11 protein-coding genes and 1 pseudogene are annotated in these 24,907 nt (G+C 46.3%); 5 read left to right on the top strand and 7 right to left on the bottom strand.

Going from position 1 to position 24,907, the window contains the following annotated elements:
• Positions 1-530: 530 nt before the first annotated feature.
• The 4 genes from L4C39_RS08235 to pfaD are packed head-to-tail and all read left to right on the top strand — an operon-like array spanning position 531 to position 18,125.
• Positions 531-8,423, top strand: a complete 7,893-nt coding sequence (locus L4C39_RS08235; RefSeq protein ID WP_429745341.1) for a phosphopantetheine-binding protein — start codon at positions 531-533, stop codon at positions 8,421-8,423.
• Positions 8,423-10,480 carry a PfaB family protein gene (locus L4C39_RS08230; protein WP_429745339.1) on the top strand — a complete coding sequence of 686 codons (2,058 nt, stop codon included), beginning with the start codon at positions 8,423-8,425 and terminating at the stop codon, positions 10,478-10,480. The genes L4C39_RS08235 and L4C39_RS08230 overlap by 1 nt, the downstream gene beginning before the upstream one ends.
• Positions 10,477-16,449 carry a hotdog fold thioesterase gene (locus L4C39_RS08225; protein ID WP_429745337.1) on the top strand — a complete coding sequence of 1,991 codons (5,973 nt, stop codon included), beginning with the start codon at positions 10,477-10,479 and terminating at the stop codon, positions 16,447-16,449. Before L4C39_RS08230 ends, L4C39_RS08225 begins: the two co-directional genes overlap by 4 nt.
• A 38-nt stretch (positions 16,450-16,487) precedes the next feature.
• A complete protein-coding gene (gene pfaD / locus L4C39_RS08220) occupies positions 16,488-18,125 on the top strand; it encodes an eicosapentaenoate synthase subunit PfaD (RefSeq protein WP_429745335.1) in 1,638 nt (545 codons plus the stop codon).
• Positions 18,126-18,320: 195 nt separating this feature from the next.
• Here the strand turns inward: pfaD and L4C39_RS08215 are convergent, their stop codons facing one another.
• The 3 genes from L4C39_RS08215 to L4C39_RS08205 all read right to left on the bottom strand — a co-directional run bounded on the left by L4C39_RS08215 (position 18,321) and on the right by L4C39_RS08205 (position 21,755).
• Complete coding sequence (locus L4C39_RS08215) at positions 18,321-19,457, bottom strand: S8 family serine peptidase (RefSeq protein WP_017051747.1); 1,137 nt, start codon at positions 19,455-19,457, stop codon at positions 18,321-18,323.
• Between the two features lie 173 nt (positions 19,458-19,630).
• Entirely contained in the window at positions 19,631-20,998 is a 1,368-nt protein-coding gene (gene hflX / locus L4C39_RS08210; protein WP_261889078.1) for a GTPase HflX, read from the bottom strand.
• A gap of 313 nt (positions 20,999-21,311) precedes the next feature.
• Positions 21,312-21,755 carry a MarR family winged helix-turn-helix transcriptional regulator gene (locus L4C39_RS08205; protein ID WP_216599536.1) on the bottom strand — a complete coding sequence of 148 codons (444 nt, stop codon included), beginning with the start codon at positions 21,753-21,755 and terminating at the stop codon, positions 21,312-21,314.
• Between the two features lie 420 nt (positions 21,756-22,175).
• Here L4C39_RS08205 and L4C39_RS08200 point away from each other — a divergent pair, with 420 nt between their 5' ends.
• Entirely contained in the window at positions 22,176-22,613 is a 438-nt protein-coding gene (locus L4C39_RS08200) for a hypothetical protein (protein WP_171756128.1), read from the top strand.
• A 126-nt stretch (positions 22,614-22,739) separates the two neighbouring features.
• On the opposite strand, the gene ykgO is transcribed toward L4C39_RS08200, so the two are convergent.
• From ykgO to L4C39_RS08180, 4 genes and pseudogenes are all read right to left on the bottom strand, one after another.
• Positions 22,740-22,880, bottom strand: coding sequence for a type B 50S ribosomal protein L36 (gene ykgO / locus L4C39_RS08195; protein ID WP_171756129.1), 141 nt, complete (start codon positions 22,878-22,880; stop codon positions 22,740-22,742).
• 1 nt (position 22,881) lies between these two features.
• Positions 22,882-23,151, bottom strand: a complete 270-nt coding sequence (locus L4C39_RS08190; RefSeq protein WP_017053343.1) for a type B 50S ribosomal protein L31 — start codon at positions 23,149-23,151, stop codon at positions 22,882-22,884.
• Between the two features lie 304 nt (positions 23,152-23,455).
• Positions 23,456-23,618, bottom strand: a pseudogene (locus tag L4C39_RS08185) (DUF5062 family protein).
• Positions 23,619-23,793: 175 nt separating this feature from the next.
• Entirely contained in the window at positions 23,794-24,906 is a 1,113-nt protein-coding gene (locus tag L4C39_RS08180; protein ID WP_429745331.1) for an ABC transporter ATP-binding protein, read from the bottom strand.
• Between the last annotated feature and the right edge of the window lies 1 nt (position 24,907).

The raw sequence follows: 24,907 nt of genomic DNA, 5'->3' as shown, positions 1-24,907 counted from the left end.
TTAAGAACTAAACACCGCTACAAACTATCTATCAAAAATGATAGCTAGATCTCACAAAGCTACAATTTAGAGCAAAAACACTAAAAACATACAACAAGACATTATTTTTCAATAACTTATAAATATTAAATCTTATATTTACAAAAATTAGAGTAATTCATCTGGTCTGAACAGAACATAGTGGGCTTTGGGAGCATTGTATCGACAACTCACCTCGGGTAGCCTGCTCAACCATTGGTCAAATCATCTAATTTACATTGCGATATCTCCCCCTGTATTTCGCAATAAAATAGACAGGACGTTAATGGACATGACTCCCAATCCTAGAAACCTAACTCGCTTGTGATGCTTTCACCTTCTCGCGAGCATTACTGCTCAATAAACCCAATTTCAAACTGGTTGCTTAACTTCAACAACCTGACTTTTCGGCTGCGTTTGCTCAAGTCTGTTTCAGATTTATTTTCTATCCAATTCAAAGCGCCGCCTCTAAATAAGACATCGCCCTCAGTGATTTCAAGTGGAGACTCATAATGAGCCAACCCGAAACAAACACCCCTGAATCAGTCGACGACACTCGACTGAATAAACGCCTTAAAGACATGCCAATTGCTATCGTTGGTATGGCAAGCATGTTTGCAAACTCTCGCTACCTAAACAAATTCTGGGATTTGATCAGCGAAAAGATTGATGCCATTACCGAAGTGCCAGAGACTCACTGGCGTCCAGAAGATTACTACGATTCAGATCGTACTGCGCCAGACAAGTCTTATTGTAAGCGCGGTGGTTTCATCCCTGAAGTGGACTTCAACCCAATGGAGTTCGGCCTTCCGCCAAACATTCTAGAACTGACTGATACGTCACAGTTGCTTTCTCTGATCGTGGCAAAAGAAGTTCTTGAAGATGCCAAGCTGCCTGAAGGCTACGATCGCGATAAGATCGGTATCACGCTAGGTGTTGGTGGCGGTCAGAAGATCGCTCAAAGCCTAAATGCCCGTCTGCAATACCCTGTTTTGAAAAAAGTATTCAAGAGCAGCGGCATCAACGACGAAGACAGCGAAATGCTGATCAAAAAATTCCAAGACCAATACATCCACTGGGAAGAGAACTCATTCCCTGGTTCATTGGGTAACGTAATTTCAGGTCGTATTGCTAACCGCTTTGACCTTGGCGGCATTAACTGTGTGGTAGATGCTGCGTGTGCAGGTTCTCTAGCCGCAATGCGTATGGCTCTTAGTGAGCTGGTTGAAGGCCGCAGTGAAATGATGATCACAGGTGGTGTGTGTACTGATAACTCGCCAACCATGTACATGAGCTTCTCTAAAACGCCAGCATTTACCACTAATGAAACCATTCAACCTTTCGACATCGATTCAAAAGGCATGATGATTGGTGAAGGCATCGGTATGGTTGCTCTGAAGCGTCTTGAAGATGCAGAGCGCGATGGCGACAGAATCTACTCAGTGATTAAAGGTGTCGGTTCTTCTTCGGATGGTAAGTTCAAGAGTATTTACGCGCCTCGCCCTGAAGGACAAGCAAAAGCGCTTAAACGTGCTTACGATGATGCTGGTTTCGCACCGCACACGCTTGGCCTTTTAGAAGCGCACGGTACAGGCACTGCTGCAGGTGATGTGGCTGAATTTGGTGGCTTAAACTCGGTATTCAGTGAGAACAATGAAGAGAAGCAACACATTGCGTTAGGCTCTGTGAAATCTCAAATTGGTCACACTAAATCAACTGCAGGTACTGCAGGTCTAATTAAAGCTGCATTAGCACTGCACCACAAAGTACTGCCGCCAACGATCAACGTATCGGCTCCGAATCCTAAGTTGGATATCGAGAACTCACCGTTCTACCTAAACACACAAACGCGTCCTTGGATGAAACGTGTCGACGGCACACCGCGCCGTGCAGGTATCAGCTCATTTGGTTTTGGTGGCACCAACTTCCACGTTGTATTAGAAGAGTACACGCCAGAGCACGCTCGCGGTGATAAATACCGTCAGCGCCAAGTGCCGCAAACTCTGTTATTCAGCGCAGAATCTCGTCAAGCACTGATCAATGAACTAAAACAGGTTTCAACTCAAGCGTCAGATGCTGCCTTCAAACTGGAAGCGCTTGCTGAGCAACACGCTCTACGCGAAATTGACGCTAAGCATGCTCGTATTGGTTTAGTCGTGACTGACCAAGCAGACCTTCAAGCGCAACTGACTCAAGCAGTTTCTATGCTTGAGAGCCAAACCAAAGCACATTGGCAGATGCCAAACGGTACTAGCTACCGTGAGTCAGCACTGATTGCTGAAAACAGTGCTGGTAAAGTGGCTGCATTATTTGCTGGTCAAGGTTCGCAATACCTAAACATGGGTCGCGAGCTTGCTTGTCATTACCCAGAAATGCGCCAACAGCTTGCTCAAGCGGATCAAGTATTTGGTCAGCACAAGAAAACGGCTCTGTCGCAAATTCTGTTCCCAATTCCAACCTTCACATCAGAAGCAACCAAAGCTCAAGAAGCTGTGCTAACCAACACGGCCAACGCGCAAAGTGCGATTGGTACTGTGTCTATGGGTCAGTTCGACATCATGACTCAAGCAGGCTTCAAAGCAGACATGGTCGCAGGCCACAGCTTTGGTGAGCTAAGCGCACTATGTGCATCGGGTGTTATCTCGCAAGACGATTACTACCAGTTAGCTTTCGCTCGTGGCGATGCGATGGCAGCGACACCTGAACAAAGTGACAGCGGTACTATGTTTGCGGTCATCTTAGACGCAGACAAACTTCCAGCCGTTGAAAGCTGCATCAGCCAATTCGAAGGCGTAAGCATTGCCAACTACAACGCTCCGACTCAATTGGTTATTGCAGGTCCAACAGCAACCGTTCAACAAGCAGCACAAGCGCTAACAGAACAAGGCTTCAAAGCGATTGCTCTGCCAGTATCTGGTGCTTTCCACACACCACTTGTTGCTCACGCTCAAAAACCGTTTGCTGCTGCAATTGATAAAGCTTCATTCAGCGCTCCAACGCTGCCGCTTTACTCAAACGCAACGGGCAAACTGCACAGCAAAGACGCGAAAGCGATCAAGAAAGCGTTCAAGCAACACATGCTGCAATCGGTTCGTTTCAGCGAGCAAATTGAAGCGATGTATGAAGCAGGCGCGCGCGTATTCGTAGAGTTCGGTCCTAAGAACATTCTTCAAAAGCTAGTTGAGAAAACATTGGCTGATAAAAACGAAGAACTTTACGCAATCAGCATCAACCCAAACCCTAAAGGCGACAGTGACCAACAGCTTCGTTTAGCTGCGGTTCAACTGTGCGTGGCAGGTGTTTCATTAGACAACATTGACCCTTACCAAGCTGACATTGCTGAACCTGCAAAGGCATCACCAATGAACATCAAGCTGAATGCAACCAACTACATCAGCCCCGCTACTCGTAAGAAAATGAATCAATCATTGGCTTCAGGCAACGTCACCGAAAAGACTGAGATTGTTGAAGTGAAAGTTGAAGTCGAGAAAATCGTGGAAAAAGAAGTGATTAAAACAGAAATCGTTGAAGTACCTGTGGCTGCTCCTCAAGCTTCAAATGTACAACAGTCAGTTGTTCCAGCACCAACTGCACAAGTGGCAACAGCAGCTCAGCAACCTCAAGTGGTTCAAACTGCCCCAGCGACTATTCAGCCTGCAGCTCAAGTAACGGTTGATGAGTCTTCACTGCAATCATTCTTCAATGCTCAACAACAAGCAGCAGAAGTACACCAGCAGTTCCTTGCGATTCCTCAGCAATACGGTGACACGTTCAACACCCTAATGTCTGAGCAAGCGAAAATGGCAACGGCAGGCGTAGCAATTCCAGAGAACCTACAGCGTTCTATGGAGATGTTCCACCAGCACCAAGCTGAAACGCTAAAAGCGCACGCTCATTACCTAGAGATGCAAGCGCACAGCAACAGCTCTGCACTTAATATGCTGACGCAAGGTTCGGTGCAAACGGCACAACCAACCTTCGTTGCACCAGTAAATGCTCAGCCAGCGATTCAAGCTCCAGCTACTCCAGCAGCTGTCGTTCAACAACCTGTAGCTCAAGTGCAAGCGACTCCTGTACAAGCCGCGCCAGTTCAAGCTGTACCGGTTCAAAATACAACAACTCAGCAAGCTCCAGTACAGAAAGCAGCTCCTGCACCACAAGTAGCGGCTCATGCGGCAGCGCCTGTTGCAGCTCAGCCTGTGCCAGTAAAAGCACAACCAGCTCCTGTGGCTGCACCAGTAGCAGTACAATCAGCAGGTGCTGAAAAAGTGATGCTAGAAGTGGTCGCTGAGAAAACGGGTTACCCAACGGAAATGCTTGATCTAGAAATGGACATGGAAGCAGACCTTGGTATCGACTCAATCAAGCGCGTAGAGATTCTTGGTACCGTTCAAGACGAAATGCCAAACCTACCTGAACTAAACCCTGAAGATTTAGCTGAGTGTCGTACTCTTGGTGAAATCGTCGGCTACATGAACAGTAAAAGCATGAACAGCAAGATGCCTGCATCTGCGCCTGTTGCCGCACAGCCAAGCGCAACGGCTACTGTTCAAGCCGCTAACGGTCTTGATGCGAAAGTCGTTCAACAAACCATGCTAGAAGTGGTTGCTGAAAAGACAGGTTACCCAACGGAAATGCTTGATCTAGAAATGGATATGGAAGCAGACCTTGGTATCGACTCAATCAAGCGTGTTGAGATTCTTGGTACGGTTCAAGATGAACTGCCTACTCTTCCAGAGCTAAACCCTGAAGACTTAGCTGAGTGTCACACTCTTGGCGAGATTGTTGACTACATGAACAGCAAGCTTCCAGCTTCTGCTCCAGTGTCTTCACAAGCAGCAGTAGTTGCTCCAGCAACAGCTAGCAATGGTCTAGATGCGGCTGTCGTTCAAAAAACCATGTTAGAAGTGGTGGCAGAGAAGACGGGCTACCCGACTGAAATGCTAGACCTAGCAATGGATATGGAAGCTGACCTTGGTATCGATTCAATCAAGCGTGTTGAGATTCTTGGTACGGTTCAAGATGAACTACCGACTCTTCCAGAATTAAACCCTGAAGACTTAGCTGAATGTCGCACTCTAGGCGAAATCGTTGCTTACATGAATACTAAAAGCATGAACAGTAAGCTTCCAGCTTCTGCTCCAGTAGCAGCTCAAGCATCTGCGCCAGCAGTATCAAACGGTTTAAACGCAGAACAAGTTCAAAGCACAATGTTGAGCGTAGTAGCGGATAAAACTGGCTACCCAACAGAAATGCTCGACCTAGCAATGGACATGGAAGCAGACCTTGGCATCGACTCAATCAAACGTGTTGAGATCCTTGGTACGGTTCAAGACCAACTACCAACCTTGCCAGAGCTGAACCCTGAAGACCTAGCTGAGTGTCGTACTCTTGGCGAAATCGTTGCTTACATGAATACTAAAAGCATGAACAGCAAGTTAGATCCTAGTTCGGAAGCAGCGGCAGTAGCTCCTGCTGCAGAAGTAGAGGCAATTGCAGAAAGCGCAAGCAACGACCTAAACCCTACTCACGTTCAATCAACCATGATGGAAGTGGTTGCCGACAAAACAGGTTACCCAGCAGAAATGCTCGACCTAGCGATGGATATGGAAGCTGACCTTGGCATCGACTCTATCAAACGCGTTGAGATCCTGGGTACAGTTCAAGACCAGCTACCAACGCTGCCAGAGCTAAACCCTGAAGACTTAGCTGAGTGTCGTACGCTTGGTGAAATCGTTACCTACATGCAAAGCAAGCTATCTGCAGCTGCACCCGTAGCGACTCCTAAAGCTGAATCAGTAACGCCTATCGCAGAAACAGCGACAGCGGAACTTCCTCCACACAATGAGGTAGCGCTAAAAAAGCTACCAGCGGCAGATAAACTCGTCGATTGTTTCTCAAAAGACGCTTGTGTCGTGATCACAGATGATGGTCACAACGCCGGTGTTCTAGCAGAAAAGTTGACCGCTAACGGCATTCAAGTTGCTGTAGTGCGTAGTGCTCTTTCTGCCGCGTCACCCTTAAACAGTGAAATCGCAAGCTACACACTCAAAAGTATCGATGATGCTGGTGTGACAGCAGTGATTAACGACATCGAAGCAGACCTTAAAACGTCGAACAAAGTGATTGCTGGCTTCATTCATCTACAAGCTATCGTTGATGCTAAACAAAGCAACGAGCAAGCGGTTAACTTGAATGCAGACTCAAGAGCTTCACTGACGACAGCGTTCTTATTCGCCAAGCACCTAAATGGCCAACTGAATGCCGTTTCTGGTCGCAGCGTATTCTTCACGCTAAGCCGTATCGATGGTGGCTTTGGTTACCTAGATACCAAGCAACTAGCAAATGCAGAACTTAACCAAGCGGCGCTGTCTGGTCTAACTAAGACACTGAGCCATGAATGGTCAAACGTATTCTGCCGTGCATTGGATGCTGACGCTTCTATTGATGCTCGTCACCTAGCTGAAGCTATCACAGGTGAACTGTTCGATATCGATACCAACACGGTTGAAATCGGCCTTAGCCATGCGGAAAACGGTGAATCTGGTCGTGCAACACTGATTGCGACAACACCAGGTGCTGCACAAACTAAAAACACAGGCGCTCAACTCACCAAGAGCGACAAAGTTCTCGTGACGGGTGGCGCTAAAGGCGTGACGTTTGAATGTGCACTAACGCTTGCTAAGCAATGTAAGTCTCACTTCATTCTTGCAGGTCGTAGTAAGCATATTACTTCAGCTGAGCTACCTCAGTGGGCACAAGGCAAGCAAGAGAAAGAGCTAAAACCAGCGGCTATCGCTCACCTACAAGCAACAGGTGACAAACCAACACCGAAAAAAGTTGATGCCTTGCTAAAGCCGGTATTGAGCAGCCTTGAAATCAACGCAGCACTTGCCGCTTTCAACGAGATTGGCGCGAGCGCTGAATACCTAAATCTAGATGTGTCGAACCATGAGTCTGTAGCGAAAACACTGGCGAATTTCGACGGCATCACGGGGCTAATCCACGGCGCAGGTGTACTGGCTGACAAACACATTCAAGACAAAACGCTTGATGAACTGAACATGGTTTACGGCACCAAAGTGGGTGGACTAGAAGCGGTTCTTGGTGGTCTTGATAGCGGCAAGTTAAAACTGATTGCGATGTTCTCTTCGGCGGCGGGTTTCTATGGAAACACAGGCCAAAGCGATTACTCGATGTCTAACGAGATCCTAAACAAAGCGGCTCTACAACTGTCTGCGCGTAACCCTCAAGCGAAAGTAATGAGCTTCAACTGGGGACCGTGGGACGGCGGCATGGTAAACGCAGCACTGAAACGTATGTTTACAGAGCGTGGTGTGTACGTAATTCCTCTTCAGGCAGGTGCAGAACTGTTTAGCTCTCAACTACTGAACGAAACTGGCATTCAACTGCTGGTTGGTACGAGCATGCAAGGTTCTGACAACAAGGAAGCTGCTGTAAAAAAGCTTAATGCGGAGTCTGTGCATCTTGCAGAGAGTCCGCTGAATACAAGCATCACTGTGACACGTCATCTTGATCCTAAGGCATTGCCTTTCATTCAAGATCACTGCATTGCCGGTAACCCAGTGTTACCGACAGTGTGTGCCATCCAATGGATGCGTGAAGTGGCTGAGCAACTGTTAGGGGTGAACGTTAGCGTTCACAACTACAAACTGCTTAAGGGTGTGATTTTTGATACTGATGAAGTGCAAGAGCTGAAGCTGGTTCTTTCCTCTGATGCTAAATCAAAAGATCAGCTAAAAGCGGTGATCAGTTGCCAAGGGCGACCACAGTATCAAGCTCAGTTGCAAGTTGCCTCTGTGCAAGTGTCTGAAGATGTTCAACAAGCGTCGACAAAACGCTTTGAAGCTAACTCTTCAACACCAGTAACAACGGCGCAAGCTCTATACAGTGATGGCACTCTGTTTCACGGACCAAGATTGCAAGGTATTACTTCAGTCGAGCGCTTTGACGACTTAGGCTTATTGGCTCAATGCCAGTTGCCTCAGATTGAAAACAGCGACTGCGGATCATTTATTCCGAAGCAAAGTTTTGGTGATAGCCAGCCATTTGCAGAAGATTATCTGTTGCAAGCGATGCTGGTATGGGCTCGATTGAAATACGGCGCGGCAAGCCTACCGTCTGCAATTGGTGAGTTTATTTGTTACGCACCAATGCACAATGGTGACAAAGGTTGGCTAGAACTGAACGTGATAAAAAGCACGGCTCGTTCGCTGCAAGCTGATATCTCGCTTTACCACCAAGATGGTCGTTTAAGCGCAGTAATGAAAGGTGCCAAAGTCACCATCAGCAAGAGCTTAAACGACGCATTTTTGCCGAAGTCTAGCTCAGTAGTATCGAAGAAAGAGGCGACTAAGAACGCAGAAAAGGAGCAATTGTCATAGTGACTGTTCCTACTAATAAAGCGATGCCATTGCGCATCGCTCTTTTAGCTCAGCCAGCAACCGCGGCTGAGCTTTCTGCCGACTTATTCCTCTCGTTCCCAGACATGATAACTGTTGTGGTTGATGGCAATTTTAATCAAGCACTTAGCCGTGCGATTGAGACTGTAAATCAAGGCACTGCTGTTAAACTCTGTTTGGATTCTCACTCACCATCATTGTTGATGTTAAGTGCGCTGAATGCTGCTCAGAATAAGATTCACCCACACGCGAATTTAGCGGGCTTTACCGAAACTCTCGATCTAGATAATGGAGATAGCGTTCAGCTTGCTCTAGAGATGTCACGCCGCCCCGCTTCAGATTTAAGCCATCAACAACAATACTCAACCCTATCTGCTTCGCAGCAGTTTAATGAGTTGTTGAATATGGTTAATGCGATATCGAGCCGTTCATTACCGAGCCATTCATTACCTAACCATTACTGGTTTACTGAACCGAACAAAGCTCGTGTTGCTGCGTTAACTTTCAGTGACGATAGCCCAAAAGCCACCAGCCTGATCTTGACTCAAGCGACCGGTTTGCAAGAACCAAAGCCCTTGCTATCGAGCGAGCGTTTGATGTTTGTGGTTTCTGGCAATGACCAAGTTGAATTGGTTTCTCAGTTGACCTCACTAAGAGCTGAGCTTAAATGCGTTAGCGATTTGGCGGACAGCGAACTTGCTATCGCCACCTTGATGCATTCAAACCTAAGCCACCTCCAAAGCGCTCAACACAATGTTGACCTTGGCGCGAACATCGTGATTCAGGCGGCTTCAATCGATGCTGCACTACAAGAGATCACAGCGCTAGAAAATGCGTTGCCAAAAGTAATGGCTGACAATAGCCAATACAAAACGCCAGCGGGCAGTTGTTTCTCACCGATACCTCAAAGCAAAGGTGGCGTTGCATTTGTTTACCCTGGTGTTGGCACGGTTTATCCCGGTATGTTGCGTGAATTTCACCACCATTTCCCACAGTTATTTGCTCGTTTAGAGCGTGAAGGTAACTTGAAAGAGATGCTGCAGGCTGACAAAACCTACGCTGACGACTCGCAAGAAATGTCTCTTAGTGAGTTGGCCATTGCAGGTGTGGGCAGTAGTTATCTGTTAACACAACTGCTATGTGATGAATTCAAAGTGCAGCCAGACTTCGCTTTGGGTTACTCCAAGGGTGAAGCTTCAATGTGGGCCAGCTTAAATGTTTGGAAGAACCCACATGCGCTGATTGAGATGACTCAAACTAGCCCTATCTTCACCACGGCTATTTCTGGTGAACTCACCGCAGTGCGTCAAGATTGGCAGTTAAACAGCGACGAAAGCATCCAATGGAATAGCTTTGTGGTTCGCAGTGATGCACAAGCGATTGAGGCTCTGTTACCAGAGTTCCCGCGCGCTTATCTCGCTATCATCCAAGGTGATACTTGCGTACTGGCCGGTTGTGAAAGTACCTGTCGTGCTCTGCTCAAGAAACTGGGTAAACGTGGCATTGCCGCTAACCGTGTTACTGCAATGCACACCACGCCAGCGTTGAGCCAGCATAGCCAAGTGCAGGAGTTTTACACTCAACCACTGTTCGACGAGTTGCCAAAGCATATCCGCTTTATCAGTGCAGCAGGTCTACCGACTGGCGCAGCAATCAATATCGACAGCGACAGCATCGCCCTTTCGATTGCCGACACCTTCTGTTCGACGCTGGATTTCACTGCGTTGATCCAAAGTGCACGTCAGCAAGGTGCTCGCCTGTTTGTCGAAGTAGGTGCCGATCGTCAAACCAGCACATTGATCGACAAGATCAATCGTAGCGACAACGTAGCAGACCAACACTGCACAATCGCTTCCAATGCCAAAGGCGGTGACGATGTTGTCACGCTCATCAAGTGCATTGGTCAGCTCATTACTCATCAAATTCCACTGTCTGTCGAGCCTCTTATCCAAGGGCTAGAACAACAGATCACCGCCGCTAAGCAATTAAGTGGTGTGTCTCAAGGCAGCGCAGTGAATCATCAAGGAGAGCTAGTATGAGTTCTCAATCGAAACCATCTCAATATAAATATCAGGCTCAAAACAAACAGCAAGTGAAGTGCAATAAGATCGCGATTGTCGGTATTGCTAACCAATACCCAGAAGCTGATACGCCAAAAGATTTTTGGCAAAACTTGCTAGATAAAAAAGATTCTCGAACCACATTAAGCGCTGAAAAACTAGGTGCTAAACCTGAAAGCTATCAGGGTGTGCAAGGTGAGTCGGATCGCTTTTATTGTGATAAAGGCGGCTACATCGAAAACTTCAAGTTCGATAGCAATGGCTACCGCTTAACAGCAGAATCATTTAACGGCGTAGATCAAAGCTTCCTATGGGCTTTGGACACAAGTCGTAAGGCGTTAGTCGACGCAGGCATTAATTTAAATGCCGATATTTTAGAACGCACAGGCGTGATCATGGGTGCCCTTTCGTTCCCAACCACACGCTCAAACGACCTGTTTCTGCCGATGTATCACTCGGTGGTCGAGAAAGCACTACAAGCGAAATTGGCTAATGACCAGTTTTCACTGCTACCAACCAATGAAACCGCGCAAGACCTCAACCCGATCAACGGTGCGGCAGCACACAACGCCTCGAAATTAGTGGCTGATGCATTGGGTTTAGGCAACGTGCAACTTAGCCTAGATGCCGCATGTGCAAGCTCAGTGTATTCATTGAAGTTAGCGTGTGATTACTTGAACACGGGCAAAGCCGACATGATGTTGGCGGGCGCGGTATCCGGTGCTGACCCATTCTTCATCAACATGGGTTTCTCAATCTTCCACGCTTACCCTGACCACGGTGTGTCGGTTCCGTTTGATAGCAACAGTAAAGGTCTGTTTGCTGGCGAAGGTGCCGGTGTTTTAGTCCTAAAACGCTTAGCTGATGCAGAGCGTGATGGCGATAATATTTACGCAGTTGTCAGCGGTATTGGCTTGTCGAACGATGGCCGTGGCCAGTTCGTATTAAGCCCAAATAGCAAAGGACAAGTACAAGCCTTTGAACGCGCTTACGAGGCATCAAACCTAACACCAGACAGCATTGAAGTGATTGAATGTCACGCAACCGGCACACCATTAGGTGACAAGGTTGAGTTAACCTCAATGGAGCGTTTCTTTGCTGACAAACTGAATGGTTCTAACCCGCCATTGATTGGCTCTGCGAAATCAAACCTCGGCCACTTACTGACTGCGGCGGGTATGCCGGGGATCATGAAGATGATCTTTGCGATGAAAGAAGGCGTGCTTCCGCCAAGTATTAACTTAGACAAGCCACTATCATCGCCTGAAGGTTTATTTGGATCACAGACTCTGCCAACACAGGTTCAACCTTGGCCAAGTAAAGCGGGCAACCCAGAGCGCTGTGCGGGTGTTTCTGTATTTGGTTTCGGTGGTTGTAATGCTCACTTACTGCTTGAAGCGTATTCAGACACCAGTCATGTAAACCAGACTCAAGAATCGGTTTCTCCAAGCCTACAACCGTCTAATTTAAGCATTACTGGTCTAGCGTCTCACTTCGGTTCTCTGCAAAGCATCAATGCGCTAAGCACTGCGATTGAGACCAATAACGATGCTTTCATTGCTTTGCCTAAGAAACGCTGGAAAGGCTTAGACCAACATCCAGAACTACTGAATCAGTTTGGTTTACATGGTATTCCAAACGGAGCCTACATCGATCAATTCGATCTCGATTTCCTACGTTTTAAAGTGCCGCCGAATGAAGATGACCGTTTGATCTCTCAGCAGTTGCTACTGATGAAAGTTGCAGACGAAGCGATCAAAGACGCCAAGCTTGTAGCAGGCCAAAAGGTTGCAGTACTCGTTGCGATGGAAACAGAGCTTGAGATGCACCAATTCCGTGGACGCGTAAACCTGCATAGCCAATTGGCTGACAGCTTTGCCAACATGGGTATCGAACTAACTCAAGACGAATACCAAGCGCTAGAAACCATCGCGATGGACAGTGTAATGGACGCAGCCAAGCTGAACCAATACACCAGTTTCATCGGTAACATCATGGCTTCGCGTATCTCTTCATTGTGGGACTTTAACGGCCCTGCCTTTACGATTTCAGCCGCTGAACAATCAGTTGCACGTTGTATCGATGTCGCGCAAAACCTAATGTCGCAAGAATCAATGGACGCAGTCGTGATTGCAGCCGTTGACCTAAGCGGCAGTGCAGAGCATGTGATTCTGAAGAACAGCGTCAGCCCAGTGTCACTTGCTCCAAAATTCGGACAACCGCAAGACGGCAGTTGGAATGTGGGCGAAGGCGCAGGTGCAATTGTTCTTGTTGAAGAAAGCCGAGTAGCGCGCAACCAAGATACGGCTTACGGCAGCATCAACGCATTGGCCTTTGGTTCAAGCGAGCATAACAACGCCGTTGTTGATGAATTACTGACTCAAGTTGGTATGAGATCTAACGATGTTTCACTGCTTGAGCTTAACCATGCATCAGAGTCTTCATCTCATCAGTCTTCGTCTCTAAGTTTAGGGAACACAAAGACGACTCAAGCGAGCCAGCGTGTTGGTCATTGTTCTGCAGCTTCTGGTATGGCAAGCCTGCTACACGGTCTGCTCAACCTGAACCTTGCACCTCTGAATCCGAATGTCAGTTCTAAGAGCGCGATTGTTGCCAACATCAGCGAAGGACAATGTTCACAGCTGCTACTAAGCCAATCGAGTGTTGAATCTCAGTCACTTTCCGTTCGTTTAAGCAATGAACTGGCGAGCGATGCTAAACGTCAATTGGTTAAGCAAGTGACTCTTGGTGGTCGCGATATCTACCAACATATTGCCCAAACCCCAGTGACTAACTTGGCAACAATTCAACACAAAGCTTCTGGTAAACAAGCAGCAAGAGTGGCGTCAGTTCCAACGACAGCAAGCATTCAAGCAGCCCTTGCGCAAAAAGAGTTAGAGAAGAAAGCACTAGCGCAGAACGCGGTAGAGCCAATAATCGAAACTCCTACATCAGTATCCCCTACTCTGGCGCCAACTCGCCACAGTCAGCTAACAGGTAACCACAGCAATATGACTCATGTCCTATCCGCTAAAAATGGCGCGTCTCAAATCGACGCAGCTTCACAGCAGCCGCAAAGCCTCAATCAATGTCAGGTAAGCCAAAACCAGCAAGCAGCTCAACAGGTACACAAAGCATTCCTGCACACACGTGCCCAAGGCATGCAGATGGCTGATGCGTTATTAAAAGCGCAGCTAAACGCAGTGACATCTGGTTTAGATAGCTCAGCCCTCATTCAACAAACGACTGGTCAGCAAACATTAGCTCAGCCTGTTCAAGCTCAACCAGCTCCGGTTCAGTCTGTGCCAGTCAACGTACTTGCAACGCCAGCACCAGTAAAACCTATCCGTAAACCATGCATTTGGGATTACGATGATCTGGTTGAATACGCTGAAGGCGACATCGCCAACGTATTTGGCCCTGATTACGCGATCATCGATAGCTACTCGCGCCGCGTTCGCTTGCCAACCACCGACTACCTATTGGTATCTCGTGTAACCAAGCTCAACGCGACAGTGAACGAGTACAAGCCAAGCACAATGACTACCGAATACGACATCCCAGTTGATGCACCGTATCTTGTTGATGGTCAGATCCCTTGGGCAGTGGCGGTAGAATCTGGTCAGTGTGACCTAATGCTGATCAGCTACTTAGGCATTGATTTTGAAAACAAAGGTGAGCGTGTTTACCGCTTGCTCGACTGTACGCTGACCTTCCTTGGCGACTTGCCTCGTGGTGGCGATACGCTGCGTTACGACATCTCAATCAATAACTTTGCTCGCAATGGCGACACGCTGCTATTCTTCTTCTCGTACGAGTGTTTCGTTGGCGACAAGATGATCCTAAAAATGGATAACGGTTGTGCAGGCTTCTTCACTGACGAAGAGCTAGCAGACGGCAAAGGTGTGATTCACACTGAAGACGAAATCAAGGCGCGTAAGCTGGCGACTAAGCAACGCTTCGACCCTATGTTGCACTGCCCTAAAACCCAGTTTAACCACCAAGAACTGCGCCACCTGCTGACTGCAAACATTGCAGAGTGTTTTGGTCCAACTCACCAATCCAACAGCCACCAGCCTTCTCTATGCTTCAGCTCAGAGAAGTTCATGATGATCGAAAAGGTCAGTCGTGTTGAACCGCAAGGCGGCACATGGGGACTTGGTCTGATTGAAGGTCACAAGCAGCTAGAGCCTGAGCACTGGTACTTCCCTTGTCACTTCAAAGATGACTCGGTAATGGCTGGTTCTTTGATGGCAGAAGGTTGTGGTCAACTGCTGCAATTCTTCATGATGCACCTTGGCATGCACACGCTTGTTCAAAATGGTCGTTTCCAACCGCTTGAAAATGCCCCTCAACAAGTACGTTGTCGTGGTCAAGTTCTACCGCAATCGGCAGAACTGACGTACCGCATGGAAGTGACTGAGATTGGTCTAAGCCCTCGCCCATACGCGAAAGCTAACATCGATATCTTACTGAACGGCAAAGTGATTGTTGATTTCCAAAACTTGGGTGTAATGATCAAAGAAGATGACGAATGTACTCGTTACCTACCTTCTTTAGAAACAGCTGTCGCGACCCCTGTTATCGAAAGCTTGGACCATAAAAGCTTGGGCCATACACCAGCAGTGAACCAACAAGCTTCAGCTAATGCGCCATTAATGGCTCAAATTGAAGACCTAGAAACTGCACCAAACAAAGGTGTCGTTCCTCTTCAACACGTTGAAGCTCCGGTGACTCCAGATTACCCAAATCGCACACCCGATACGGTTCCGTTCACGCCTTATCACATGTTCGAATTCGCGACTGGCGATATCGAGAAGTGTTTCGGTCCTGATTTCTCTATCTACCGTGGCATGATCCCACCACGTACTCCGTGTGGCGACCTACAGCTAACTACTCGTGTTGTTGAGATCGACGGTAAGCGTGGCGACTTCAAGAAGCCTTCATCGTGTATCGCAGAGTACGAAGTGCCAGAAAATGCATGGTACTTTGATGAAAATAGCCACCAGACCTTAATGCCTTACTCGGTATTGATGGAGATTTCACTGCAGCCAAATGGCTTCATCTCAGGCTACATGGGTACAACACTGGGCTTCCCAGGTGAAGAACTGTTTTTCCGCAACCTAGATGGTAGCGGCAAAATGCTGCGTAACGTCGACTTGCGTGGCAAAACGATCACCAACGATTCTCGTCTACTTTCAACAGTAATGATGGGCACCAACATCGTACAGAGCTTCAGCTTCGAACTGAGCACTGACGGCGTGCCTTTCTACCAAGGTACAGCGGTATTTGGTTACTTCAAAGGCGCAGCACTGAAAGACCAACTTGGTTTGGACAACGGTAAAGTGACTCACCCTTGGCACGTTGATAACAACCGCACACCGGATGTAAACATCAACCTGCTAGACAAAACGACGCGTTACTTCAATGCACCTATTTCTGCTACGGGTGAAGTGCAAGAGCACTACCAACTGGCTGGCGGCCGCTTGAACTTTATCGATACTGTGCAGATCACCAGCGATGGTGGTAAAGATGGCCTAGGTTACCTATACGCAGAGCGTACGATTGACCCGAGCGATTGGTTCTTCCAGTTCCACTTCCATCAAGATCCGGTAATGCCAGGTTCTCTAGGTGTCGAAGCGATCATCGAGCTGATGCAAACCTACGCACTTAATAAAGATTTAGGCGCTGGCTTCCGCAATCCGAAGTTTGGTCAAATCCAATCTGAAGTGAAATGGAAATACCGTGGTCAGATTAACCCTCTGAACAAGCAGATGTCTCTGGATGTACACATCACTGCGATCAAAGACGAAGACGGCAAACGTATCATCGTTGGCGACGCAAACCTGAGCAAAGATGGTCTGCGTATTTACGAAGTGAAAGACATCGCGATTTCTATCGAAGAAGCCCCTGCTACCGATAAAGCTCCTGGTATCAAGAAAGCATAAGCCGCCATTAGAGACAAAGAATTAGGAAAGAATTTAGTATGACAACTCAAACTACAATTAATAACGAAAAACTATCTCCGTGGCCTTGGCAGATTGAAGGGAGCACTACCCATTTCGATAACGCAGCAATGTCGACAATTTTGAAAGATTTAAGCCTTGCTTGTTACGTAGTGAACCACCCAGAAAAAGGCTTAGGCGTAAGCCAACAAGCTGAGATTGCATCAGGTGATTCAGCAAGCTCGGCGAACAGCCAACCGGTTAGCGCATTTGCTCCGGCTCTTGGTACACAAAGCCTAGGCGACGAAGATTTTCGTCGCTGCCACGGCGTGAAATACGCTTACTACGCGGGCGCAATGGCAAACGGTATTTCATCTGAAGAGTTAGTGATTGCTCTTGGCCAAGCTGGCATTCTTTGTTCATTTGGCGCGGCGGGCTTAATCCCGTCTCGCGTTGAGCAAGCGATTAACCGCATTCAAGCAGCACTACCAAACGGTCCTTACGCATTTAACCTGATTCACAGCCCAAGCGAACCCGCTCTAGAGCGCGGCAGTGTAGAGCTGTTTTTGAAGCACAAAGTGAAAACGGTTGAGGCTTCTGCATTCTTAGGTTTAACACCGCAAATCGTTCACTACCGTGCAGCTGGCCTTAGCCGCGATGCACAAGGCGAGATTCAGATTGGCAACAAGGTTATTGCTAAGGTAAGCCGTACTGAAGTTGCAAGTAAGTTCATGCAACCAGCTCCAGTTAAAATGCTGCAAGCTCTAGTTGATGAAGGCCGAATCACAGCAGAACAGATGGAACTGGCACAGCTGGTTCCTATGGCTGATGACATTACTGCAGAAGCCGATTCTGGTGGTCATACCGATAACCGTCCACTGGTTACCCTACTGCCAACAATTCTTGCACTGAAAGAGCAAATCCAAGCACAGTACCAATTCAAAACTCCGCTGCGTGTTGGCTGTGGTGGTGGCGTAGGTACGCCTGACGCAGCTCTAGCGACGTTTAATATGGGTGCGGCTTACATTGTTACCGGTTCAATCAACCAAGCGTGTGTTGAGGCTGGCGCGAGCGAACACACACGTAAGCTGCTTTCGACAACTGAAATGGCTGACGTGACGATGGCCCCGGCGGCCGACATGTTCGAAATGGGCGTGAAGCTACAAGTGGTTAAGCGCGGCACCTTGTTCCCAATGCGTGCCAACAAACTGTATGAGCTATACACACGTTATGACTCGATTGAAGCGATTCCAGTAGAAGAGCGCCTGAAGCTTGAGAAGCAGGTATTCCGTTCAACACTGGATGATATTTGGGCTGGCACTGTGGCGCACTTTAACGAGCGCGACCCTAAACAGATAGAACGAGCTGAAGGCAACCCGAAGCGTAAAATGGCGTTAATTTTCCGCTGGTACTTGGGTCTTTCTAGTCGTTGGTCAAACACCGGCGAACAAGGTCGTGAAATGGATTACCAAGTATGGGCAGGCCCTGCACTTGGCGCATTCAACGCATGGGCAAAAGACAGCTACCTAGATGATTACCAGCAGCGTAATGCAGTCGACCTAGCAAAACACCTAATGCACGGCGCAGCCTACTTGGCTCGTGTTAACTTGCTGACCTCGCAAGGTATCAAGCTTGACCCAGAGTTAGCACGTTGGAAGCCGACACAAAGAATGGCGTAACGGTTCTTTCATTCAACTACATGAAAGAACCGCCAGCTATATTGACCAATAACGAACAAAAAAGCGACCGGATCATCGGTCGCTTTTTATTTATGGTTTACTGCCTGTGATTAAAAAGGGAAACGGCAAATAGGAAGGAGTCTATGTACCGCTTCCCGTATATACATCACGCTATTTTTCTAGTCTTTATGCACATTAATTACGTACTGCAATCGGATCTGGAGTGCCATCTGGATCATTATTCACCACCCCATCGGTTGCAACCAAACCTGAACTCGCCAGAATCACACCACAGAAATGAGGCGCCGCCATGGATGTACCGTTATAGGCCACCGTCCCACCACCAGCCTTGGTCGATAAAATATTCACTCCCGGTTGTCCATATTCCACATCAGGCCCATAGTTAGAAAAAGCGGCAAAATTATCATTGCTATCAAACGCTGAAATGGTAAATACATTAACGTGATCGGTACTTGCTGGCGTAAAGTTCTCTGCATCGGCACTAGAGTTACCAGCCGCAACAGAGAAGAATATGCCATCGTCCGCCGCCGACTTTATGGCACTATCAAGAGCCGCAGAAAAGCCACTACCGCCTAAACTCATATTGGCGCAATCACCAGCACTTGCGTTAGCCGCAACATGATCGACACCCGCAATCACGCCAGACATTGTGCCGCTACCATTATTATCTAGCACTCGAACAGGGATCACTGTTGCACCCGCGGCAACACCAACCACATCAAATCCGTCATTTTTTGCAGCAATCGTCCCTGCAACATGAGTACCGTGTCCGTTACCGTCGTTGGTATTATTTTTCTTCCCACGAGCAAAGTTAGCCCCTCGTCTTCTATCAACATTCAGATCTGGATGACTACTATCAATCCCAGTATCAATGACCCACGCCACTGAATTGGAGCCTGTCATGTCGACAAAACCTCCGACACGATCAATCCCCCACGGAGTCTGTTGTGTCGCTCTTGGGTTTTCACTATCGCCCCCTCCTTTATCAGGTTTTCCGCCTCGTGGCATCGCATTTACAACCATATCAGGTTCAATATAATCGATATCTGGAAAGCGATGCTTCAAACCGTTTAAAGCTTGAATAGGCATACGAACAGAGAAGCCTTTTATTGCAAAGTTATAACGGTGCCCGACGACACCTTTTCCTTTCGCGACCGCTTGAGCAATTTCACTAGCACGAGAGTCCGGTGTGTTACCGTCAAGCACCACAATATAATGATCTTTGAGATCATAACCTTGATTAACCACCGCGAGAGATCCTGAAGAGAACATTGCCAGTGAGATAGCACTCGCTAAATAAATCAGTTTCATAACCACCACCCAAACATTCACATAAATAATGAATTTACTTTTTGAGTATAGAAGTTAATGATAAAAGTATTAGTAACAAGTAGAGATATATAGTACGAAAGGGTGAAAAGACAATACCGCTAACTTAAGAAAGCGGCATTTTTATGGTAATCACAGAATGATAAATAGGTCACTTAAATATTTTGCATACGCTTTTTCAATCGTGCTAAATCAATCGCGCTTGAGCGAACCGTTAGTTTGATACATTCGTAGTCATAATCTTCTTTAACCACACTCATTTTAGAGCGAATTTCACCAATAATGCTTTGTCCAGAGTAAGGGATCGTAATCTCTTCTTCGATCATCCCTTGTTCTGCAACACTAACGATGTATTTGTGCAGTTTAGTGATATCTAATGGGTCAAGAGTTGACGTTAGCATCGCATCTGGGAACTCTTCCATCAGCGCTAACTGCTGTTCTTCGCTCAATCTATCGCACTTATTCAGCACTAATAGTTTTTCGCTGTCTTCAACCCCCACCTGGGCTAGTACTTCATGTACCACATCAAGCTGAGCACGGAATGTCGCATCAGACGCATCCACGACATAGAGTAGTAATGACGCATCATGCGCTTCTGCTAGTGTTGAGTGGAATGAAGCAACCAGATCGTGTGGTAATTTTTTGATGAAACCAACCGTATCTGAAACCAAGATACGCGGTTGAGTAATTGGCTGAAGAGCACGAACCGTCGTATCAAGCGTTGCGAAAAGTTTATCTTCACCTACCACTTCGGTTGCGGTCATCGCACGCATCATCGAAGACTTACCGGCATTGGTATAACCAACTAAAGCTACAGTGAAAAGCTCCGCGCGTTTAGTGCGTCGGTTTTTCATTTCATCTTGTACGCTAACCAGTTCACGTTTAAGTGCGGCAATTTGATCGCGAACTTTACGGCGGTCAAGCTCTAGTGACGTTTCACCAGCACCCTGACCCATTTGACGTTCTTTATCGCCCTCAGCTACTTCGCGCAGTCGAGGCACTAGGTAATTTAGACGAGCAATTTCAACTTGCAGACGAGCGGTACGAGTGCGAGCATGACGGCTGAAAATCTCAATGATGATGCCGGTACGGTCAAACACTTCAACACCCAAATGGGCCTCAACATTACGCAGTTGAGACGGACTCAAATCACAGTCAAATACCACAACATCAGCAGTTCCGTACTCCAACCCTTCAGATGGCAAATTATCAAAATCTAATTCATCAATACCAGAGCTAAAATCAAACGATTCATCAATAAAATCTTCGTCTTCTACTTCTTCAATCGAGCCTTGGTAACCTGTAAGGTGGGCGATTTCAGCAAGTTTACCCGCCCCCAATACGTTCTGTTTCTGCGTTGATTTGTGATGCTGTGATTGAGTTCCAACCACTTTAAACCCTAACGTGGTTACTAATCGAGCAAGCTCAGCAAGGGACTCCTTTGCTTCATCACCTTTAAATTCCGGCGTCGTTATAGAAATAAGTAGAGCGTTATTCTGTGATGGTTTTGCTGTTAGTTTCATGATTAATTACATTTATGCATCTAAGTGCAGCCTAGTTTTGGGGCTAAAGTTGGCTTGATCCTACGCTGTTATAGGTCAGCTTTATAGAGTAATAGAATACTAAATACAGATATTATTGCGATTCGCTATAAAGTTAGTCGTAATAGAACAAGAATCAAGTGCAGGATTGGAAGTTAATAGTGAAGTACAACAAATAGATAAGCCATAAAGGAAAGCCTATCTATTTTAGCAAGTCAGGCATTTGCACGCTAAATTACAGTAAACCAATGCCGACGAACAAGGGTGTCTGCTTTCTTAGACTGTTCAGTTTTGTTTATTTATCGAAATACTGAGACATTTTTTGAAGTGTAGCGAGTGTCGTTTTCAGATCTCGTAACTCAAGTTCATCTGAGCTTTTTGCTGCCCATGATAACTGCTTAATATGAAGGAAATTGTAGACTCGCTTCCCCTCATCAGTTAAATCGATCAACTTCGCACGTTTATGGTTTGGATTGTCTCGCATGTCTAATAAGCCATCTTTTACCATTACATCCACTAATCGCTGAGTGGCTTGGCGGCTTTGCCCCATCGTTCGGCTAATCTCAGCTACCGTTACTGCTTGCTCTAATTTAATGATGGCACCGAGCACTTTCCAACGAGCACTGCTCATTCCAAACTCTTTGCCCATTTCATCGCCTTCAGCGTTTAGCATTCCGTTTACTTTAAAGATTTCCAAAACCACATTAGTGAAAGATTCACCTTTCGGATCGATATACATGTTATGCCCAACCAATTTTAACTATTTGCTACTTTATATGCTGCTAAGTACAAATTCAAAAAACAATTAATATTAGAGGTTTAGCTCAAGACGAGAGTGATCCCTCGACAGCCATTTCCAGATTCGTTCGTTGTGAATAGGCGTAATACCGCATCAAATTGACAACACAATGCCAAAATACCAATAACGACAACCAATTGTCAATGAGTGATCCACAGTCTTTTATTTTTCATTTCATAACCAATGCGTCAATGTCAATATAAATCCATTAAATTCAATATTATAATCTCATTAAAACATGAGAAATCAGCACCAAATAAAATCTATTCATTATTATCCACACAAACCAAAGTTGACAACATGATGACATCATTCTAAATTTAACTTTGACAACAAATTGCCAATTAAGCGAGTCGAATTATGAAACCTATCATCCATCGTATTGCTGCAATCACAGCCACGTTATGTATTGCTACCTTCTTTACTTCAACGCTATTGGTTGAAATTTTTGGTACTAAAGAATCGATTCAATTAGTGAAATCTTTGATCGTTTTTCCGGGGCTATTTATCTTAGTTCCCGCAATTGCGACAGCTGGCGCAACTGGAGCTGCAATGGCAAAGCAGCGTAGAGGCAAAGTGATTGAACGGAAAAGTAAACGCATGCCAATCATTGCATTTAATGGGATTGTGATTCTTATTCCTGCGGCGTATTTCTTGAACCAATGGGCCAAAGCCGGTGAATTTGATTCGATTTTCTATGGTGTGCAACTTTTAGAATTGATGGCAGGGTCAGTAAACCTAAGCTTGATGGTACTGAATATTAAAGATGGCAGGAAGTTTCGTCCTAACAAAAAATAGAACATTGAACCACAGACATACCATGATTGGTTGAGTGTTCGTATTGTGAACTCGCAAAAAATCGCCCCGTACTTCATTATGAAATCGGGGCGATTTATTGTGATATTGTTTTGTAACTATCTAAACTTAATTCTTTTTCTTCTTACCTTGAACCGCCTTAAAGCGAGGGTTTGATTTGCAGATAACGTAAATTCGCCCTTTTCTTTTGACGATTTGACAATCGGGGCTTCGCTTCTTGGCGCTCTTTAGTGAATTTAATACTTTCATGTTACTTCTCTCCCTGCTTTACTGAATTCAAACTACCGAAACGACGAGTAAAGTTAGCCACACGACCCTCTTTATGAATGACACGCTGCTTGCCTGTATAAAATGGATGAGACTCGGACGACACTTCAACCGTGTAGTAAGGATAAGTTTTGCCATCCTCCCACTTAATTTCTCGGTCTGTTTGTAAGGTCGAGCCGATCAAAAAATACTTATCAACACTCGTGTCATGAAATACCACAGTACGATACTGCGGGTGGATGTCAGGTTTCATATCATTTCCCTCAAATTAGCAATAGCAGGCTGCTGCCCACCAATTTTGCGTTATGTTATAACATAACAGCATAGACAGGTAAATGATAATAGGTCTCATTAGCTTAATGTTTTTGATAGTTCGGGAATTTCAATTCGAAATAGTTGGGCACACTTGGAGCCGATCGTTTGTAGAGAATCTTAGAATAATTTCAGATATTACAAAACTCCTATCAAGTGGCCAAGTTCACTCAGCCACCGCACCACCGAAGATCAAACAAAGCGAACCAACTGGCTCGCTTTGTTATGACTCTTCATCATAGTTTTTACTTTAGAGGGGCGCTGTCTGGCAACGCATTATGAACCCAAAGAGCCAGGCTGTTGTGACTGCGGTAGGTTAAAGCCTTGCATCTTTGCCATCTTCCCGCCAATATCAAGCGCCTTCTTAACCAGCTTGTCTTCATTACGCAGCTTGGAACTTTTTGACATAGATAGAACCCTCTTTTTACTTAAATTAAGAGTAACCAGCAGCATGTTAATAAGCTCTCATGTTGATAAAATTACACTACGCCAACTTTCAACTGATTAAAAAAAAGACCTGAAAAAAGGCAACATCTCAATTCCGACGTTGCCTTCTGATTCAATTTACCGTTTTCCTTCCGAATTAGAAATCAACTCTCGCTTCTGTTTGCGCGTCAAAGAATACTGCTTTCGATAAATCAAAATGCAATGGCGCCATTTGTCCAACGGTCACTTCAAACTCAGGAGACAAACGACAAGCCACCTCTTGATCGTTCACTTTCACCATCGCGATAGTATCTGGACCAGTGGGTTCCAAAACCTCTAATTTCAGGTCAAGCAAGGTAGACGCGGAAACATCATCCCCTGCTTGATCGGTAATATGTTCTGGCCTTAATCCGATCACTACCTCTTTGCCATCTTGCTCGCGCATCGATTGTGGTAAGCGAATATGGTGCTCTTGGTTTTCAGTCCCTATCACCTTAATGATTGGGTTCTGTTCGACATCTAGATCTACCATTGTCTTGATGAAGTTCATCGATGGTGACCCCATAAAGCCAGCAACAAACATATTATTCGGACGAGTGTAGATCTCTTTTGGCGTTCCTAGTTGTTGCAGCTCACCATCTTTCATCACCGCGATCCTATCTGCTAATGTCATGGCTTCAATTTGGTCATGAGTGACATACACTATGGTGGTATTTAATTGTTGGTGAAGTCGCTTTATTTGGTGGCGCATCTCAACCCGCAGTTTTGCATCTAAGTTCGATAACGGTTCATCAAATAGATACAATTTTGGACGACGAGCAAGCGCACGGCCCATGGCGACCCTTTGTCTTTGTCCACCTGAAAGTTGCGACGGTTTGCGATCCAGAAGTTGATCAATTTGCAGCATTTCTGCCACTCGATTCACTTCAGCATCGATTTCATCTTTGGGCATTTTTTTGATTTTTAACCCAAAAGCGATATTGCCACGTACCGTCATATTTGGGTAAAGCGCATAGGACTGGAACACCATCGCAATATCGCGATCTTTCGGTTCAACTTGTACTACATCGACACCATCGATCATGATCTCGCCGGAGCTAATACTCTCTAACCCAGCAATGGTATTCATCAGGGTGGATTTTCCACACCCCGAAGGGCCGACAAGTATCAAAAATTCCCCCGAATCGATACTGATGTCGATGCCCTTTAACGTTTCGTTGTCCGCGTTGCGATAAGTTTTACGGATCTGCTTTAAATCTAATGTCGCCATG

Source organism: Vibrio clamense (assembly GCF_050337905.1).
Classification (GTDB): Bacteria; Pseudomonadota; Gammaproteobacteria; order Enterobacterales; family Vibrionaceae; genus Vibrio; species Vibrio cortegadensis.
This window is presented reverse-complemented; position numbering and strand designations above follow the sequence as displayed.

Coding starts and splice junctions, on each gene's coding strand:
- L4C39_RS08200 (WP_171756128.1), top strand. CDS start 22,176: ATGAAACCTATCATCCATCGTATTGCTGCAATCACAGCCACGTTATGT.
- L4C39_RS08180 (WP_429745331.1), bottom strand. CDS start 24,906: ATGGCGACATTAGATTTAAAGCAGATCCGTAAAACTTATCGCAACGCG.
- L4C39_RS08215 (WP_017051747.1), bottom strand. CDS start 19,457: ATGAAACTGATTTATTTAGCGAGTGCTATCTCACTGGCAATGTTCTCT.
- ykgO (WP_171756129.1), bottom strand. CDS start 22,880: ATGAAAGTATTAAATTCACTAAAGAGCGCCAAGAAGCGAAGCCCCGAT.
- L4C39_RS08190 (WP_017053343.1), bottom strand. CDS start 23,151: ATGAAACCTGACATCCACCCGCAGTATCGTACTGTGGTATTTCATGAC.
- pfaD (WP_429745335.1), top strand. CDS start 16,488: ATGACAACTCAAACTACAATTAATAACGAAAAACTATCTCCGTGGCCT.
- hflX (WP_261889078.1), bottom strand. CDS start 20,998: ATGAAACTAACAGCAAAACCATCACAGAATAACGCTCTACTTATTTCT.
- L4C39_RS08225 (WP_429745337.1), top strand. CDS start 10,477: ATGAGTTCTCAATCGAAACCATCTCAATATAAATATCAGGCTCAAAAC.
- L4C39_RS08205 (WP_216599536.1), bottom strand. CDS start 21,755: ATGTATATCGATCCGAAAGGTGAATCTTTCACTAATGTGGTTTTGGAA.
- L4C39_RS08235 (WP_429745341.1), top strand. CDS start 531: ATGAGCCAACCCGAAACAAACACCCCTGAATCAGTCGACGACACTCGA.